At 62.5% G+C, this 17,683-nt stretch carries 19 protein-coding genes and 1 tRNA gene; 3 read left to right on the forward strand and 17 right to left on the reverse strand.

Features of this window, described 5'->3' with window-relative positions; genetic code table 11:
* Positions 1 to 92: 92 nt before the first annotated feature.
* Both AC0QUY_RS01260 and AC0QUY_RS01265 read right to left on the reverse strand, forming a co-directional pair.
* Positions 93 to 1,061, reverse strand: coding sequence for an SDR family oxidoreductase (locus tag AC0QUY_RS01260; protein WP_161854982.1), 969 nt, complete (start codon positions 1,059 to 1,061; stop codon positions 93 to 95).
* Positions 1,062 to 1,213: 152 nt separating this feature from the next.
* Positions 1,214 to 2,119: a dihydrodipicolinate synthase family protein gene (locus AC0QUY_RS01265; protein ID WP_475385432.1), complete on the reverse strand. Its 906-nt coding sequence runs from the start codon at positions 2,117 to 2,119 to the stop codon at positions 1,214 to 1,216.
* A 341-nt stretch (positions 2,120 to 2,460) separates the two neighbouring features.
* Here AC0QUY_RS01265 and AC0QUY_RS01270 point away from each other — a divergent pair, with 341 nt between their 5' ends.
* The gene (locus AC0QUY_RS01270) at positions 2,461 to 3,684 is read left to right on the forward strand and encodes an ABC transporter substrate-binding protein (protein WP_475385433.1); all 1,224 of its coding nucleotides are present in this window, start codon (positions 2,461 to 2,463) and stop codon (positions 3,682 to 3,684) included.
* Between the two features lie 44 nt (positions 3,685 to 3,728).
* Here AC0QUY_RS01270 and AC0QUY_RS01275 read toward each other — a convergent pair whose 3' ends face one another.
* From AC0QUY_RS01275 to AC0QUY_RS01315, 9 genes are all read right to left on the reverse strand, one after another.
* Positions 3,729 to 4,409 (reverse strand): hypothetical protein, encoded by a 681-nt coding sequence (locus AC0QUY_RS01275; RefSeq protein ID WP_161854984.1) that lies wholly within the window; start codon positions 4,407 to 4,409, stop codon positions 3,729 to 3,731.
* A gap of 16 nt (positions 4,410 to 4,425) precedes the next feature.
* Positions 4,426 to 5,007, reverse strand: coding sequence for a hypothetical protein (locus AC0QUY_RS01280; protein WP_475385434.1), 582 nt, complete (start codon positions 5,005 to 5,007; stop codon positions 4,426 to 4,428).
* 384 nt (positions 5,008 to 5,391) lie between these two features.
* Positions 5,392 to 5,469 (reverse strand) — tRNA-Pro (locus AC0QUY_RS01285).
* A gap of 90 nt (positions 5,470 to 5,559) precedes the next feature.
* On the reverse strand, positions 5,560 to 6,120 hold the full coding sequence (locus AC0QUY_RS01290) for a MerR family transcriptional regulator (RefSeq protein WP_161854986.1): 561 nt from the start codon (positions 6,118 to 6,120) through the stop codon (positions 5,560 to 5,562).
* Positions 6,121 to 6,197: 77 nt separating this feature from the next.
* On the reverse strand, positions 6,198 to 6,527 hold the full coding sequence (locus tag AC0QUY_RS01295; protein ID WP_057858942.1) for an integration host factor subunit alpha: 330 nt from the start codon (positions 6,525 to 6,527) through the stop codon (positions 6,198 to 6,200).
* 131 nt (positions 6,528 to 6,658) lie between these two features.
* Positions 6,659 to 7,636 carry a beta-ketoacyl-ACP synthase III gene (locus tag AC0QUY_RS01300; protein WP_161854987.1) on the reverse strand — a complete coding sequence of 326 codons (978 nt, stop codon included), beginning with the start codon at positions 7,634 to 7,636 and terminating at the stop codon, positions 6,659 to 6,661.
* The gene (plsX, locus tag AC0QUY_RS01305) at positions 7,633 to 8,679 is read right to left on the reverse strand and encodes a phosphate acyltransferase PlsX (protein WP_161854988.1); all 1,047 of its coding nucleotides are present in this window, start codon (positions 8,677 to 8,679) and stop codon (positions 7,633 to 7,635) included. Before plsX ends, AC0QUY_RS01300 begins: the two co-directional genes overlap by 4 nt.
* Positions 8,680 to 8,980: 301 nt before the next feature.
* Complete coding sequence (locus tag AC0QUY_RS01310) at positions 8,981 to 9,568, reverse strand: YceD family protein (RefSeq protein ID WP_161854989.1); 588 nt, start codon at positions 9,566 to 9,568, stop codon at positions 8,981 to 8,983.
* On the reverse strand, positions 9,565 to 10,116 hold the full coding sequence (locus AC0QUY_RS01315; protein ID WP_161856713.1) for a ubiquinol-cytochrome C chaperone family protein: 552 nt from the start codon (positions 10,114 to 10,116) through the stop codon (positions 9,565 to 9,567). Before AC0QUY_RS01315 ends, AC0QUY_RS01310 begins: the two co-directional genes overlap by 4 nt.
* Before the next feature lie 121 nt (positions 10,117 to 10,237).
* On the opposite strand from AC0QUY_RS01315, the gene AC0QUY_RS01320 reads away from it, so the two are divergent.
* Positions 10,238 to 10,723 (forward strand): outer membrane protein assembly factor BamE, encoded by a 486-nt coding sequence (locus tag AC0QUY_RS01320; protein ID WP_371419482.1) that lies wholly within the window; start codon positions 10,238 to 10,240, stop codon positions 10,721 to 10,723.
* A 126-nt stretch (positions 10,724 to 10,849) separates the two neighbouring features.
* Positions 10,850 to 11,854 carry a Bug family tripartite tricarboxylate transporter substrate binding protein gene (locus tag AC0QUY_RS01325; RefSeq protein WP_161854990.1) on the forward strand — a complete coding sequence of 335 codons (1,005 nt, stop codon included), beginning with the start codon at positions 10,850 to 10,852 and terminating at the stop codon, positions 11,852 to 11,854.
* 162 nt (positions 11,855 to 12,016) lie between these two features.
* On the opposite strand, the gene AC0QUY_RS01330 is transcribed toward AC0QUY_RS01325, so the two are convergent.
* From AC0QUY_RS01330 to AC0QUY_RS01355, 6 genes are all read right to left on the reverse strand, one after another.
* Positions 12,017 to 14,137: a sodium-translocating pyrophosphatase gene (locus AC0QUY_RS01330; RefSeq protein ID WP_475385435.1), complete on the reverse strand. Its 2,121-nt coding sequence runs from the start codon at positions 14,135 to 14,137 to the stop codon at positions 12,017 to 12,019.
* 333 nt (positions 14,138 to 14,470) lie between these two features.
* Positions 14,471 to 14,680 (reverse strand): cold-shock protein, encoded by a 210-nt coding sequence (locus tag AC0QUY_RS01335; protein WP_028345703.1) that lies wholly within the window; start codon positions 14,678 to 14,680, stop codon positions 14,471 to 14,473.
* A 202-nt stretch (positions 14,681 to 14,882) separates the two neighbouring features.
* Positions 14,883 to 15,878, reverse strand: coding sequence for a thiamine-phosphate kinase (gene thiL, locus AC0QUY_RS01340; RefSeq protein ID WP_475385436.1), 996 nt, complete (start codon positions 15,876 to 15,878; stop codon positions 14,883 to 14,885).
* Positions 15,871 to 16,365 carry a transcription antitermination factor NusB gene (nusB, locus tag AC0QUY_RS01345; RefSeq protein ID WP_371419483.1) on the reverse strand — a complete coding sequence of 165 codons (495 nt, stop codon included), beginning with the start codon at positions 16,363 to 16,365 and terminating at the stop codon, positions 15,871 to 15,873. The genes thiL and nusB overlap by 8 nt, the downstream gene beginning before the upstream one ends.
* 2 nt (positions 16,366 to 16,367) lie before the next feature.
* Complete coding sequence (ribH, locus tag AC0QUY_RS01350) at positions 16,368 to 16,859, reverse strand: 6,7-dimethyl-8-ribityllumazine synthase (RefSeq protein WP_161854993.1); 492 nt, start codon at positions 16,857 to 16,859, stop codon at positions 16,368 to 16,370.
* Positions 16,860 to 17,052: 193 nt separating this feature from the next.
* Entirely contained in the window at positions 17,053 to 17,661 is a 609-nt protein-coding gene (locus tag AC0QUY_RS01355) for a riboflavin synthase (RefSeq protein ID WP_475385437.1), read from the reverse strand.
* Positions 17,662 to 17,683 lie beyond the last annotated feature (22 nt).

Here is a 17,683-nt window from a genome sequence, read left to right on the forward strand (position 1 = left end):
CCACTTTATCTTTTGTTTGAGCATGATCTCCGCGCAAACGCGTTCCGCGTTTGTCGCGAGGGAAAACCGCTGCACACTTTCCGGATCATGCTCTAGCCGAGCCGCCAGCCGACCTCTTCCGTAAAGCTCTTGTAGAACTCCGGCGTGTAGGCCTTTTCCGGGGCCTGCCGCACCCGCTCGTCGAGCTTGTGGGCGTCGTCGCCGACGAGAATGCGCCAGCGCTCGGCCTTGACGCCATCGAGGATGATCTTTGCCGCGGCCGCCGCCGTGGTCGGCGCCTCCTCGCGGAAAGTGCGAGCGCGATCCCGCGCGATCTGTTGGATGTCGTCGTCCGACATCGCCGCGGTGTCGATGCCCATGCCGTTCAGGCGCTGCCGCGTCGCCAGGATTTCATTCGGGCTCAGTTCTTCGGATTCCGATCCGCTCTGGATCTTGCGCGAATTGGAAACGATCGAGGTACCGATATGCCCGGGCATCACAACTGAGCATTTGATATGCGGAGCGTTGAGGCGCAGGTCCGTCATCAACGCTTCGGTAAAACCTTTCACCGCGAACTTGGCGGCGCTGTAGGCGGTGTGCGAGGCGCCTATGCCGACGGATGCCCAGAAGCCGTTGACGCTCGATGTGTTGATGATGTGGGCCTCGTCGGCCTTCATCATCAGCGGCAGGAAAGTGCGGACGCCGAGATAGACGCCGCCCCAGCAGATGTTGAAGGTGCGCTCCCACTGCTCGCGCGTGTTGGTGAACAGGCTGCCGCCGCCGCCGATGCCGGCATTGTTGAACAGGAGATGGATCTTGTCGGTCGCCTGCTGCTCGATCAGCTCGTCGCGGAAGCGCTGCAGGTGAGCCTCGATCGAGACGTCGGCGACATGGGTGGTAATGCGCAGACCCTGCGGCAGCTTTTCCGCCTCGCACAGCCGCTTGGTTTCGGCCATTGCTTCCGGCGAGACGTCGCACATCGCGACATTGCAGCCTTCGGCGACAAGCTGGCGCGCGAGTTCGCGGCCCATGCCCGTGCCGCCCCCGGTGATCACGGCGAACTTTCCGGCAAAATCCTTCATTGCGACGCTTACCTCGATTTTCAATTTTTGAGTTGGGGCCCTCATGGAAATGAAGCCCGTGTGGAAGGACAGTAACAGGTGAGAACCGCCGGTAAAGCCGCCCGTAAAGACGGGCAGCGCGATTGTCTCGTGACCGTTTCGCGGAGCGGAATTTACTCCGCCGCCTCGCGAGAGCCGCCCAGTGCGCCCAATCCCTCCAGCGCCTTTCGGATGGCGGCCTGTTGCGCAGGCGACGCTTCGGGCATCGGCGCGCGGGAGAATGTCGTTGGCAATCCCTGCAGCGACTGCGCGTAGCGCGTGCACGCCGGCAGATTGTCTGAGACGATGGCGTTCCACAGCGTCAGCAGTTTCTTGTGCAGCTCGAGCGCATGGGCGTGGTTACCCGCCTTGACCGCATTCCAGAGTTCGACGGAAGCATGCGGCGCCGCGCTCAGGATCGCGGCGATCGAACCATGCGCGCCGAGCGCGTACGACGGATACATCAGCGCATCGACGGCGCTGTAGATCAGTTTGTCCGGCGCCATCATCATGAGATCGGCGAACAGTTTCAGATCGCCCGCGCTCTGCTTGACGCCGACGACGAGCGGCACCTCATTCATGATCCGTGTCAGCAGCGCCGGCGACAGATAGGACCACGGCACGACGTTGTAGATGATGATCGGCATGCCGGTTTCGTCGGCCATGCGACGGAAGTGATCGACCATCGCCTGCTCGTCCGGCTTGAACAGATAATGCACCGGCGTCACCTGCAGCGCTGCGACGTCCATGTCGCGCACCAGCCTGCCGCGGCGGATCGCATCGCGGGTGGAATCGACGATGATCCCGGCGATCACGGGCGCGCGCCCTTTCGCCGCTTCCACCGTCGCCGCCACCAGGTCCCGATATTCCTCGTGGTCGAGCGTATGCCCCTCACCGGTCGAACCGCCGGCCGCCATGCCATGACTGCCGGCCGCGATCAGCCAGTCGACCTCAGGTGCAACGAGTTTGAACTCGATCTCGCCGTCTTTCCGAAATGGCGTGGTCATCGGCGGTATCACGCCGGTCGGACGTGTTTTCATCGAACTGCCCTCGCGTTCCATCCGAATGTGCGGGTGTGTCCCCGCTTTCCCGGCGATACCAGCCGGTCGCGGTAAGCCTACTGAATGTCGTCGCGGCGATCCAGTTGCAGCATCAACGCGGCTGATCAGCAGAAATGCCGGAGCAACAATGGAGGTGGCGACTTTTGCGCTGCAGCGCCGGGGCCAGCGGTTGCGCTGGCAGTCCCTTGACCTATGTCAATGGACTGCACGGCGCGATGGCGAATCTTCCCCGGGGCGTAACCTGCTCGCGTGACAGGTGCGGGGGATTGTTCACCTGACGCCGCTTGCTGCGAAAAACCGACATATCGAGGGCACCGCAGATGAATGTGGCAGTCCGACTCCTGATCGCTTTGGCGGTCGCGTTGACGTCGCTGGGTGCGATGTCGCCGGAACGTTCCGAACAACCCGCCGATGAGACCGAGATACGCATCGGCAATCTCATGCCCTATTCAGGAAAGCTGGCCGAATTCGCCGCCATCGGAAGAGCCCAGGCTGCCTATTTCGACATGATCAATGCCCAGGGCGGGATCAACGGCCGCAAGATTCGCTTCATCTCCCGCGACGACAATTCCGATCCCACCGTTGCGCTCGACATGACGCGCAAACTGGTCGAGCAGGACAATGTCCACCTGATATTCGGTTCCTTCGGAACGCCAGGGAACCTTGCGATCCGGCGTTTCCTGAACGAGAAGAAAATTCCTCAACTGTTCCCGGTTTCCGGCGCCGATGAGTTGAGCGATCCGAAGGCGTTTCCGTGGACGATGGGCTGGCAGCCGTCATCCCAGGCCGCGGGACGCATCTATGCCAACTACATCCAGGCCACCTATCCGCAGCGCAAGATCGTGATCGTTTGGCAGAACGATCACTTCGGCAACGACCTGCACAAGGGAATCCAGAAGGGCCTCGGCGACCTCAAGCGCATGATCATCGTCGGCCTCGCCTTCGATGTCGCCGATGAGCATATCGATGGACATGTTTCCATCCTGAAGCGATCCGGCGCCGAGATCCTCCTGTTCGCAGGCGTCCCGACAGCGGCCTCGCAAGTCATCCGCTTTGCGGCAGACCTGCATTGGCACCCGGCGTTGCTGTTGAACGATGCGGCGGCCTCCATCGGCGCCACATTGGGGCCGGCAGGGGCGCAGAAATCCGCTGGTGTGATTTCGGCCACGTTCCTCAAGGATCCGACCGATCCGGCCTGGAAGGACGATCCGGCAATCAAGAACTGGCTGAACTTCATGGACAAGTATTATCCCGACGGGGACAAGGGCAGCGGCGCCGCGCTTTACGGCTATGCCGCCGCGGAGACGCTGGTTCAGGTGCTGAAACAATGCGGCAATGATCTCTCGCGCGAAAATATCATGCGGCAGGCAGCTTCATTGAAGGACTTCGAGGTTTCCGTCCTTCTGCCCGGCATCAAGGTCAACACGGGCGCGGACGATTACCGGCCGATCAAGCAGATGCGCCTCGTTCAGTTCGACGGCCGCACCTGGCAGCTAATCGGTGACGTGATCGATACGGCGTTCACGGACGGTCAGAACAAATAGGCCGCGAGATTTTTCCCAGGCGCGCGCGCTTGAAGCTCGATGCGTCAGCGCTTGCAGATGTCGCGGGTCTCTTTCTGCTCGCTGCGCATGACCTGCATTATTTCGGCCGGGGCAAAGCTGCCGAAATCGGCGGCGACGAGCGTACCGTAGCGACGGTGGTTCTTGAGCATGAGCAACAGGCGATCTCTGATATTCTCGATGGCGCGTGCGTCATCGGCCGATATCGCCGGCTTGCCTGTAGAACCGGCGGTCTGCTTGGCGTAGGCAAAGAACTTGGTAGTGGCCTCCACTGCCGCGGCGCGGTTATCGGGATCGCAGAGTTCGCGATCGTCCAAGGCGTAGATGCAGCTCGCCAATTGTCCCCATGAGTTGGCCTGATTGATCGTCTGGTTTTCGGACCAGCGGTCTGACTTGCCAGCCATTGCGGAAATGTTCGCCTGCATGCTGCCGGCCTTCAGGATGAAGTACGCTGCGCTCGGCTCCATCTTACTGGCGTCCGGACCGACGTCCACCGCCTTGAAAATACAGCTTCGCACGACCGGCGCGGTTTCCGGCCGGCCGATACGATTGGTGTCGGCAAACATTGAAACACTGGGTCCGCCCGAGAACTGGCTCTTCACCAGATCCGATATTTTAGGCGCCCAGATCCATCCGCCGACGACGAGGAAGCCGCCGAGGAAGGCAATGATGGGCATGCGGATGAGGCTGAAAATTTCGCCGGCCATTTCAAAACTCCTGGCACTAGGCCTTCGGGCAATTGTCGCTCGTACCTTTGTAGCGATCGAGCATCGGCTTCATCGCTGTGGGCACGCTCCAGCCGAAATCGGCCTTGATCAATCGCCCACTGCTGGTGTCCTGCACCAGGGCTGCGTTGATCGCGCGGTTGCGCGGGCTGTCCCAGAGCTTCCTGACTGTGGACATTTCGGCTTCGCCATATCGCTTGGCCGTGTTCATCATCTCATCGAACTTCGCAAAATAGCGATTGATGTAATCGACGATGTAGGCGCGGTTGTTCCGCTCGCAGACCGCGTTGGGGTGCGTGACGAGATAGCAGTTCAGCGCCGCCGTCATGTCCCTTGCCCGGTCGAGATCGCGCCAGTCAACGCGATGCGTGTCGGTGGAAAGCTTCGGGAGCAGCCCGTCCCTTTCGGGCTGTTCAAGCGCGGGGTAACACGCCTCGCGTATTTTCGCCGCCCTCCACTCGCCCATACGTTCGCCGCCCGGCAGGTAATCCCCGGTATGGCCCATGACAAAATAGTTGATCAGGTTTATGCCCAAAAAAATGCCGCCAAGAACAAAGGCCGCACGCTTCAGGAAATCCATGGCTGATACTCTGCACAGGTTGTGCTCGGGCATTTTGTAACACCCAGAGTATGCCAAGAACGTTAACTGCGGATTCGATGCAGGGGTTGAGGTTAAGACGAATTTACCTTCTGGAGCGGGCTAAATTTAGCCCCAAGGCGTGTCCCGGCACCTCGCGTGAACCTTGAGCCCGCGGCTGCGACCTACATACGAGAGGCAGTATCAATCTATGGGAGGCCGCGGTGACCCATTGGCGCGATACCATGGTCGATCGACCGGAAACGGATGCCGGGTCTTATTTTACAGGCTGGACGATCAGCGGCGTAGCTGTGCTGGGGACCATTGTTGCCGTCTGGGCTCTCGGCATCTAGCCGAGATCAGGATCGCCATCCGTGAAGATATAAATGGTCGGAGCGAGAGGATTTGAACCTCCGACCCCTAGTCTCCCAGACTAGTGCGCTAACCGGGCTGCGCCACGCTCCGATGCCGTTCCATTAGCTGCGATCAGCGTCCGGCGCAAGGCGCGCGAGTGGCCTCTTTGAGGCCCAATGAGCGGGCCCAGTTCCCGCCGGCTCAGCCGTCCTTCATTGCCGTATCCAGCAACTCCCGGCAGGAGATCAGATCCTTCAGCACCCGTTCGAGGCGTTCGCGGTCGGCGTCCGACGGCCCCGGCTTGCCCTTGGCGAACGGCAGCAAAATGCCGTCGTCGTCGGTATCGGCAAAGCGATAGTCGATTTCCTTCTCTTCGGTCTCGTAATCCTCGTCCTCGGAATCGGCATCCGCGGTCGGGATTTCTCCCTCTTCGGGCTCCTGCAGACTGAGACCGATCGCCTCCTCGACCGCTCCGAAGGTGACGGCAGAAGTCTGGTCGGCAAGGCCCTGTACCGATTTGATGCCGTGCTCTTTCAGGATCCGCTGCACGCCGCGGATGGTGTAGCCCTCGCCGTACAGCAGACGGCGGATCCCCTTCAGCAGATCGACGTCGTCGGGGCGATAGTAACGCCGCCCGCCGCTTCGCTTCATCGGCTTGATCTGGGCGAACCGCGTCTCCCAGAATCGCAGCACGTGCTGGGGAATGTCGAGCTCTTCAGCGACTTCGCTGATGGTGCGGAACGCATCCGGCGCCTTGTCCAAATGCCACTCCTCTCAACTCATCTAGTTGGTGAAGACGCAGTACTCGCCTTGCTACGCGGTCGTGCTACTCGGTCTCGCTATTCGGCCTTGCTTTCGCCGTTGCCCACCGCATGGCCGTTGATGCGCTGCTTCAGAATCGCCGATGGCTTGAACACCATCACACGACGCGGCGAGATCGGCACTTCAGTACCGGTCTTCGGGTTACGTCCGATCCGCTGTCCCTTCTTGCGCACCATGAACGAGCCGAACGACGACAGCTTCACCGTCTCGCCTTTCTCCAGGCAATCGGTAATCTCTTTCAAAACGAGCTCGACAAACGCGGACGATTCCGTTCGCGAGAGGCCCACCTTCTGGTAGACCGCCTCGCAGAGATCGACACGTGTGACTGTTTTTCCGGTCCCGGTCATCGCCTGCCCCGCACTCTCGGCGAACAAATTTATTGCCTGAAATTATGAGGTTAGCACGCAATGGTCAACAGCGAGCATCATGCAGAAGCATGAAGTCGGCCACAATTTTAATCGGTAGTTTTACCCAGCGCTTACCAGCGCACGAGGGCGGAACCCCAGGTGAAGCCGCCGCCCATGGCTTCAAACAGCACCAGATCGCCCTTCTTGACGCGCCCGTCCTTGACGGCAACCGCAAGCGCCAGCGGAATCGACGCCGCCGACGTATTGCCGTGCTGATCGACGGTCAGCACCACCTTCTGCGGCGCAATATGAAGCTTGTGCGCTGACGCGTCGATGATTCGCTTGTTGGCCTGATGCGGAATGAACCAGTCGATGTCCTCGGCGCTGGTTCCCGTAGCATTGAAGGCGTCCACGATCACATCCGTGATCATGCCGACCGCGTGCTTGAACACTTCGCGGCCTTCCATCCGGAGATAGCCGACGGTCTGGGTGCTGGAAGGACCGCCATCGACGAACAGCTTTGCCTTGTGCCGGCCGTCCGAGCGCAGATGCGTCGTCAGCACGCCGCGGTCGGAAGGCAGGCCCGGCTGGTCCTGCGCCTCGAGCACGACCGCGCCGGCGCCGTCGCCGAACAGCACGCAGGTGCCGCGGTCGTTCCAGTCGAGAATGCGCGAGAAGGTTTCGGCGCCGATCACCAGCGCGCGCTTGTAAGCGCCGGAACGCAGGAAATTATCGGCGGTCGCGAGCGCGAAGACGAAGCCGGAGCACACCGCCTGCAGATCGAAGGCGGCGCCGTGGTGGATGCCAAGTTCGTTCTGAACGGCGACCGCGGTCGCCGGAAAAGTGTTGTCCGGCGTCGAGGTCGCCAGCACGATCAGGTCGATCGCCTGGGCGTCGAGGCCGGCATGCTCCAGCGCGGCGCGCGCGGCGTTGATTGCCAGATGCGAGGTGAACTCGCCTTCGGCCGCGATGTGCCGCTCCCGGATGCCGGTACGCTGCACGATCCACTCGTCCGACGTATCGATCCGGGCGGCGAGTTCCGCATTGGTCAGCACCTTCTGCGGCAGATAGGAGCCGCAGCCCAGCACGACCGAACGTTTCGCAGTCACGAGACAGCCTCCTGCGCGGTCTGTGCCAGTGCACTACCGTCGCTATTTATCATCTGATTGATCTTGGTGAGGAGATCGCAGCGGACCATCTCATAGCCAACATCGATTGCGTAGGCAAAGCCTTCGGCGCTGATTCCGCCATGGCTTTTGACGACCACGCCTTTCAGGCCAAGCAGCACGCCACCATTGGATTTGTTCGGATCGAGCTTGTCCCGGAGCGCCTTGAACGCGCCGCGGGCGAACAGGTAACCGATCCGGGATAGCCAACTGCTTGCCATGGCGTTGCGCAGAAAATCCGCCATCTGCCGCGCAGTGCCTTCGGCGGCTTTCAACGCGATGTTGCCGCTGAATCCTTCCGAAACGATCACATCGGCCGCGCCCTGGCCGATCCCGTCGCCCTCGACGAAGCCGATATAATTGAGCTGCGACGCGCGCAGCAACTCGGCGGCCTCGCGGATCTCCTCATGGCCCTTGATCTCCTCGACCCCGATGTTGAGGAGGCCGACAGTCGGCCGTTCCCGGTTGAACAGCACGCTCGCCATCGCGCTGCCCATCACCGCCAGAGCCACGAGATGGTGCGCGTCGCCGCCGATCGTGGCGCCGAGATCGAGCACGACGGAATCGCCGCGTGCCGTCGGCCACACGCCCGCAATGGCCGGGCGATCGATCCCGGGCATGGTGTGCAGATGGAAGCGTGCCATCGCCATCAGGGCGCCGGTGTTGCCGGCGGAAACCGCAACATGAGCCTCGCTTCGCTTCACGGCGTCGATCGCAAGCCACATTGACGACCTTTTGCGGCCGCGGCGCAACGCCTGGCTCGGCTTGTCGTGCATACTCACCGTGACATCGGTATGGACCACGCGCGATGCTGCCTTCAGCGCCGGATATTTCGCGAGTTGCTCGTCGATCAGCTTGCTGTCGCCATAGAGCAGGAATTCGGTGTCGGGATGCCGTTCCAAAGAGATTGCGGCGCCGGGAATGACGACCGATGCGCCGACATCGCCACCCATGGCGTCAAGCGCGATTCGAACCTTTTGAGGCATGAACGTCCCGGAAACCTGATCTCTTGCGGCCCTCGTAGAGCCCGGCCGCGCACTGGAATGGCACCGCTAAAGCGATGCTCGGTGAAACGCAACGCGCGCCTCCGCCGGGCCGCGACAATAGCGTGTCCCCGTTCTGACACAACCTCTTGAGGGCGGTCTTTTGGCGAAAGGGAAGCGGTGTGGCCCGAAATCCAAAATAAGAAATATACCCAGATAATTCAATATCTTATTTTGGATTCTTGGGAAGATATTGGAGCTACTTCAACCCGAACGCAGCTTCCTAGGCCACTTTAGCTGCCGGCTACTTGCCCTTGGGCTTCCTGGCGCCCGATTTTTTCGGTTCTGCTTTCAACGCCTTGAGCGCCGCGAACGGATGATCTTCGGGATCGGCTGCTTCAACCACCGGCTCAAATACGGCGCCGGGCTTGCGCGGATAGGGATCGACGGCGAGATACAAGGCGTCGGTGGCAACCCTGCCGAGGTCGATCATACCGTTCTCGATCGGCTCGGGCGGATCGGGCATCTCCTCGTCGCTCTCTTCGGCCTCGTCGACCAGCGCGGCCATCTGCGGGATCTGCTCGGGCGGCGCGAAGATCAGATCGATCGGTTCGTCGATATCGTTCTCGATCTCCTCCAACGTCACCACGCAGGTCTGGCCGATCCGCGCCCGCACGTGGCCGACCACGTGGAAGCGGCCGCCGCTCTTTGGCGTGACGTCGAAAGAGGCCCGCACCGAAAGCACCTCACGCAAGCCTCCGACATCGGCCACGGCAGCGCGGATGGCCTGATCGGCCTGGATATCGCGATGCAGGCCCGTCTCCGGTATCTGCGCTACCGCGACGGGGACGCGCCACGGGTCGGGTTTCTCTGTCGTACCGGTCTTGCTCATTGCTGTGCGCCTGCCTTCTCGGGCGAGGGAAACCTGGCCGAACCACTTACCAGCGCCGCCTCGCCCTGGCTGTCGAGGGCGGCCATTGCCGCCTCGGCATAGACCGCAAGCAGGCGGGCTTTTTCGATATTCTCGCCGTTCAGGATATTCTTGCACATGGCCTGTGCCAGCGCCTCGCGGCCGTCCGTCAGCGCCAGGTCATAGGCCGTTGTCCGGCCATAGAAGGCCTCGCCGAAGGCCTGCATCCGCTTCGGCACCTTGAGGTCGCTGACCCCCATCTCGCGCAGATTATCGTCCATATCGTTGCAAAAATGGTCGAATAGCCCCTGCGACAGGGCCGTGGCCCCCTCGACCGATTTCAATCGCCGCAGCACCAGCCACAAATGCAGCAGAAGCAGGTCAAAACGGCCGTTAACCGTGTCCGGAACCCCAAAGTCCCGATAAAACAACGGTTCTCGCGCCTGCGTCACGATCATGCCATAGATGGCCTCGATGGTGCCGCGCAACGGCGGCCGGGGTTTCCTGAAGTGATTGAACGGCCAAAGCATTGTGGGTTCCGCGAGCGAGCCCTCCAGATTCTTTGCCGGGGGCCCGCGCATGTTGCAATCCAGCGTGCTGCCCGGTACGTCAACGCACCGCGCGATGCAAGAGGACGGGCTAATTCCTGACATGACCGAAATGAGCCACCTGAGCACCAGCGTGCCCTCGTCGCGCCGCCTGTCCGCATGCCGGCGCGGTTTTCGCGCGGCGGCGGCCGTGGCATTGGTCTGCGCGGCGCTGGCCGGATGCACCGGCGAGCAGTTCCAGAAGGGCTATATCCTGCCGCCCAACGCGCTGGAGCAAATTCCGATCGGCGCCAGCCAGGATCAGGTGCTGATCGTGATGGGAACGCCGTCCACGGTGGCGACCCTGAACGGCGAGGTGTTCTATTACATCTCGCAGCGCTCCGAACGCAAAGTCGCTTTCATGAACCAGCAGGTCGTCGACCAGCGCGTGATCGCGATCTATTTCGACAAGAACCGCCAGGTGACGCGGCTTGCCAATTACGGATTGCAGGACGGCAAGATCTTCGACTTCATCAGCCGCACCACGCCCACATCCGGCCAGGAGCTCAGCTACCTGACGCCGCTGTTCAAGCTCTTGAGCTTTAACTAGAGCCAGTCACTTCTGAATCACTCTGTTCCGTGGCGCGGAAATCATGCGCCAAGTCGCCCGCTTGCCCTCTGCGCGCGCGCTGCCTACGGTCCCTGCCAACAAGAATCCAAAGCAGGGAGTGAACTTGTGACGATTAAAGCTATTTCTCGCCGCCGTGTTTTGACCGGAGCTGCAGCCGTTTCGGCGGCGGCGATTTTGCCGCGCTCGAGCTTCGGCTCTGACTGGCGCCCGACCGAGACCGTGCGTCTCATCGTACCGGCAGCGGCGGGCGGCAGCACCGACGTGATGGGACGTTTGCTGGCCGCGCATCTGCAGACCGCTTGGGGCCAGTCAGCCGTCGTGGAAAACCGCTCCGGCGGCGGCGGCACCATCGGCACTGCCGAAGCCGTGCGGGGCAAAGCCGACGGCCACGTCATCCTGGTCGGCAATCCCGGTCCGAACGCGATCGCCTACAGCATCTTCCGCAACATGACCTACAAGGCCGACCAGTTGCAGCCGGTCAGCAACATGATCCGGATTCCCAACATTGTCTCGGCGCATCCGTCGACCGGCATCAAGTCGATCCCAGAGTTGATCGCCTACATCAAGGCCAATCCGGACAAGCTTACCTACGGCTCCTCCGGCGTCGGGCAGAGCCCTCACCTCACCGGCGCCTGGTTCCTGCAACTTACCGGCCTGAAGATGGTCCATGTGCCGTTCCGCGGCGCAGGTCCGGCGCTGCAGGCGGCACTCGCGGGCGACATCCAGATACTGTTCGACAACCTCTATCCCACGCTGCCGCAGACCCAGGAGGGCAAGCTCACCGCGCTTTGCGTGACCACGCCCGAGCGCAGCCCGGCGGCGCCGAACATTCCGACCATACGCGAGGGTGTACCCGAACTTGCGAAGTTCGACGTCTCCTCCTGGTTTGGCGTCTTCCTGCCGAAGGCAACGCCCGCTCCCGCCGTCGAGGCGCTCAACAAGGAGATCAAGGCGATGCTGGCGCGCGATGACGTCAAGAAGACCATCGGCAACATGGGCGCCACCGCCGACTGGGGCACGCCGCAGCAATTCTCTGACTTCGTGCAGGCCGAGACCGCGAAGTTCGGCGAGATCATCAAGCGCGAAGGCCTGCAGATGGATGTGAATTGAGAAGTTCGTAGGGTGGGTCAGGCGAAGCCGTAACCCACCTGCGGTCTCGGCGCGCACAAACATTTCGGTGGGTTACGCTGCGCTAACCCACCCAACGAAGGCCGAAACAAAAACCCCGCGGCTCGCACCGCGGGGTTTTCGTTTCGATCGGCTTTCGCCGGCTCAGTGCGCCAGGATCGCCAGCAGCAGCAGCGCCACGATGTTGGTGATCTTGATCATCGGGTTGACCGCGGGACCCGCCGTATCCTTGTAGGGATCGCCGACGGTGTCGCCGGTCACCGCCGCCTTGTGGGCGTCGGAGCCCTTGCCGCCGTAGTGACCGTCCTCGATGTACTTCTTGGCGTTATCCCAGGCGCCGCCGCCCGAGGTCATCGAGATCGCGACGAACAGGCCGGTCACGATCACGCCGAGCAGCATGGCGCCGACGGCCGAGAACGCCGCCGACTTGCCGGCCGCGCCGCCGCCCGCGATCGCGTAGATCGCGAAGTAGACGAAGATCGGCGACAGCACCGGCAACAGCGACGGGATGATCATTTCCTTGATCGCCGCCTTGGTCAGCAGGTCGACGGCCTTGCCGTAGTCGGGCTTGTCGGTGCCCTGCATGATGCCGGGCTTCTCGCGGAACTGGCGCCGCACTTCCTCGACGATCGCACCGGCCGCACGGCCGACGGCGGTCATGCCCAGCGCGCCGAACAGGTACGGCAGCAGGCCGCCGAACAGGAGGCCAACCACGACGTAGGGGTTGTTGAGCGAGAAGTCCGGAGCGACACCCTGGAAGTACGGATGCTTGGCAGAATTGCCGATGAAGAACTTGAGGTCTTCATTGTAAGCCGCGAACAGCACCAGCGCGCCGAGACCGGCGGAGCCGATCGCATAGCCCTTGGTGACCGCCTTGGTGGTGTTGCCGACGGCATCGAGCGCGTCGGTCGACTTGCGCACTTCCTTCGGCAGGCCGGCCATTTCGGCGATGCCGCCGGCATTGTCCGTGACCGGGCCGAAGGCGTCGAGCGCGACGATCATCCCGGCCAGCGCAAGCATCGTCGTGGTCGCAATCGCGATGCCGAACAGGCCGGCAAGGCTGTAGGTGATCAGGATGCCGGCGATGATGACGATCGCGGGCAGCGCGGTCGCTTCCATCGAGATCGCCAGACCCTGGATCACGTTAGTGCCGTGGCCGGTGACCGAGGACGCCGCAATCGACTTCACCGGGCGATAGTCGGTGCCGGTATAGTATTCGGTGATCCAGATGATCAGGCCGGTGACGACAAGGCCGATCACCCCGCACTGGAACAGCGCCATGCCGGTGTACTTCACACCCGCCAGCTCGCCAAAACCGATCAGCCAGTGAATCACGGCTGCGACGCCCAGCAGCGACAGCACGCCGGTCGCGATCAGGCCCTTGTACAGCGCGCCCATGATGGACTGGCTGGCGCCGAGCTTGACGAAGAAGGTGCCGATGATCGAGGTGATGATGCAGACGCCGCCGATGGCGAGCGGCAGGGTCATCATGTTCACCAGCAGCGGCGAGTTCGCGAAGAAGATCGCGGCCAACACCATGGTGGCGACCGCGGTCACCGCATAGGTCTCGAACAGGTCGGCGGCCATGCCGGCGCAGTCCCCGACGTTGTCGCCGACGTTGTCGGCGATGGTCGCCGGGTTGCGCGGATCGTCCTCGGGGATGCCGGCCTCGACCTTGCCGACGAGGTCGCCGCCGACGTCAGCACCCTTGGTGAAGATGCCGCCGCCGAGACGGGCGAAGATCGAGATCAGCGAGGCGCCGAAGCCGAGTGCCACCAGCGCGTCGACGACGACGCGGTCGTTGGCCTTCAGCCCCATGATCTGGGTGAGATAGGCGAAATAGATGGTGACGCCGAGCAGCGCGAGGCCGGCCACCAGAAGGCCGGTGATCGCGCCCGCCTTGAAGGCCAGTTCAAGACCGCCGGCCAGCGAAGTGGTCGCCGCCTGCGCGGTGCGCACGTTGGCGCGGACCGAGACGTTCATACCGATGAAACCGGCGGCGCCCGACAGCACGGCGCCGACCAGGAAGCCGATCGCAACCAGCATGCCCAGAAAGTAGGCCAGCAGCGCGAAAATCACGACGCCGACCATGCCGATCGTCATGTACTGGCGGCGCAGATAGGCCTGCGCGCCTTCGGCCACCGCCGCCGCGATCTCCTGCATGCGCGGATTGCCGGCGTCCGATTTCAGAACGGAAGACGTCGCCCAAATGGCGTAAACGATCGAAAGCGCTCCGCAGAGCACAATCACCCATAATGCTGTCATAGAAGTTGCCTCAGATGCTGGTTTTCCGCCCCACGCCATCCCGCGAGCGCGGCCGGCGCTTATTATGGAGGCCTTCCCTGCCCAGAAGGGTGACCTCAAATCGGCGGGACCATGCCAAAATCGTCTCCCCGGCGCAACGCCGCCGAGGCCGGAATCCGTCGATTTTTGAAAGGATTCACCGGTAACCCGGGCTCGGCAAGTCGTTGCCTGGACAGCGGGCAGGCGCTGGCCTTGAGGTTGGGCCCAAAAATACAAGAACCCGCTCAATCCTATCGGGATCGAGCGAGCTCACTAGCCATTCCAGTACATCCGTGAAACGACCGTTTCGAGGCCTTAGACGAGCGACAGGTTTTCCGCGCTCACCTTGCCCCGCATCTTGTCGGTCTTGAGTTCGAACTGAACCTTCTGACCTTCGGCCAGTCCGCCGAGGCCCGCACGCTCGACGGCGGAGATGTGCACGAACACATCCTTACTGCCATCGCTCGGCTCAATGAATCCGAAACCCTTTTGACCGTTGAACCACTTCACTGTTCCCGTAGCCATTTCTCTTCTCCAAAGCACATAGGCTTTCATTCCGCACGGCGATCGCGCGGATTCAAATCCAATATCGACGATGTCTCTGGAAGAAGCCCCAAAGGGCGCGTTCGAAAAGGCACGACGGTAATCGAATGGCAATACACCTATAGGTTTTCGGCGAAATAGCAATGGCGGGCGGGAAATAAAGGCCGGCGTTTAGCGTGCCACGTCAAAAATGGCTGTAAGAGCGACGTTCCAGCGTTATTTCCTTGCCCTGTCCGTCGATGAACTTCGGAACCGCGCTTCCAGCGATCACCGTTCCAATGGAACCCACCGTGACGCCGACACGCGTTGCGGCTTGCGCGAAAGCCTCGACGCGATCCTCCGGTATCGTGCACAGGATCTCGTAATCATCGCCGCCTGCAATCAGTGTTTCCAGGCCGACAATGCCGCGCGACACCAGATCCTGCGCCGCGCCGGACAACGGGATCGACTCCAGATCGATCACCGCGGATACGCCGGACACGCCGCAGAGCTTGGTGAGATCGCCGGCAAGGCCATCCGACACATCCATCGCCGCGCTGGCATGGTCGCGCACGATCTCGGCCAGCGCCACGCGCGGCTGCGGAATGCGATAGCGCCCGACCAACGCCTCGCGTGCGGCCTTGTCGGATGCGGCAGCATGCACCTTCCCGCCGTGCAGGATGGCAAGCCCCAGCGCGGCGTCGCCGATCGTGCCCGTCACCATCACCCGATCACCCGGACTGGCGCCGCTGCGATGAATCATCTTCCCCGGCGGCACGCGGCCGAACGCGGTGACCGAGACCATCAGCGGCCCCGGCGTGGATACGGTGTCTCCGCCAAGCAGCGGACAGGCGAATTGCCCAGCATCGTCGCCGAGCGCCGCCGCGAACGGCTTTAGCCAGGCGTCGTCGGCGCTGCGCAAGGCCAGCGTCAGCACGAAGCCGGCGGGCTTAGCGCCCTTCGCCGCGAGATCGGAAAGGTTCACCCGCAGCGCCTTGCGCGCGACCGTGTCGGGGGGATCGTCAGGCAGGAAATGCACGCCTTCGACGATGGCATCCGTCGTCACCACGATATCGTCGCCCCATGACCTCAACGCCGCGGCGTCGTCGTCGAGATGGAACGAGCCGGGGTCTGTCGCGAGCGGCCGGAAGTATCGCGCGATCAGCGAGTCCTCGCCGGACGCGGGTTTGACGCTAACCACGCGCGAACTCGTCGGCGCGGAACTGACGCGCGATCTGGTCGAGTACGGCGTTGACCATGCCGGTCTCGTCCTTTTCGACGAAGGCATGCGCGACGTCGACATATTCGGATACGACCACGCGGCCCGGCACATCCCTGCGGTGCTCCAGCTCATAGGAGCCGGCGCGCAGCACCGCGCGCAAAATCGCGTCAATCCGCTTCAGCGGCCAGCCCTTCTGCAGCGCATCGTCGATCAGGGGATCGAGCCTCGCCTGGTCGCGCACCACGCCCGACACCACGTCGCGGAAAAACGCCGCCTCCGCCGGCAGGTATTTGTCGCCTTCGACTTCGTTGCCGAGCCAGTGGCTCTCGAACTCGGCGAAGATGTCGTTGATGCCGGCGCCCGCGATGTCCATCTGGTACAGCGCCTGCACGGCGGCCAGCCGCGCCGCGCCACGGCGATTGGCTTTCTTGTCAGTGGCTTTGGCGGGCTTCTTCTCTGCCATCATCATCAGGCCTTTGCCAGCCGGCGTTTGATCCGCAGCATCGCCAGCGCCGCACGCGCGGCGTCGCCGCCCTTGTTGAGTTCGCTGGCGCGCGCTCTCGCCCAGGCCTGCGCATCGGTATTGACGGTGATGATGCCGTTACCGAGCGGCAGCTTGCGCGTGACCGCCAGATCCATCAGTGCGCGCGAAGATTCGATCGAGACGATCTCGAAATGGATGGTGTCGCCGCGCACCACGCAGCCGAGCGCGATCGCGGCGTCATAGGGCTTGCCGTTCCTGTCGGCAGCATCGAGCGCAATGGCGATGGCGGCCGGAATCTCCAGCGCGCCGGGAACCGTGATGACGTCGTGCGTCACCCCGGCGGCCTTCAGCTCGGCGACGGCGCCTTCCAGCAGCGCATCCTGGATGTCGTCATAAAACCGCGCCTCGACGATCAGCGCGCGCGCGCCTGTGATGTCGGTCTGGTCTTTCAGCGGTGCGCGCCGTGCGTCTGCCATCGTTCAATCCATTTCACTCTGGTACTGGCGCGTTATGTAGTCGCCGCGGGTGGCTAAGCCAAGCACTTACTCGGAGCGTCGTCATTCCGGGATGGTCCGAAGGACCAGACTTCAGGGGTGCAATTGCACCCCGGCGAATCTCGAGATTCTGGGCTCGATGCTAACGCATCGGCCCGGAATGACGGCTGCTCCGTCACTTCATTTCCGACAGCCGCGCCGCGTAGCGGGCCATCAGGTCGACCTCGATATTGACCTCGCTGCCTGCTGCCCAGCCGCTGAGCGTGGTGACGTTGAGCGTATGCGGGATGATCAGCACCGAAAATGTGACATCCTCGACCGTGTTTACGGTCAGCGACACGCCATCCAGCGTTACCGAGCCTTTGGCGGCGATGAAGCGGGCGAGCTCGCGCGTCGTGCGCAGTTCGAACCGGGCCATATCGGGCAGATCGTCACGCTTGACGATGGTCGCAATCCCGTCGGCGTGCCCCGCAACGATATGGCCGCCGAGTTCGTCGCCGATCTTAAGCGCCCGTTCGAGATTGAGTTTGGTGCCTTTGGCCCAATGCTTGGCCGTGGTCATGCCGAGCGTTTCCGCCGCGGCATCGACGTCGAACCAGGTCTTATCGCCCTCGACGCCGGATGCTACCACCGTGAGGCAGACGCCATTGCAGGCGATCGAGGCGCCATCGGCGATCGTTGTCTGGTCATAGCGGCAGGCGATCCGCATGCGGTGCAATTGCCCCTGCGCCGTTGGTGTCAAGGCTGTGATCTCGCCGATGTCGGTGACTATTCCAGTGAACATTTTACACCACCGTCATGGCCGG

The sequence above is a fragment of the Bradyrhizobium sp. WYCCWR15520 genome (assembly GCF_056174665.1).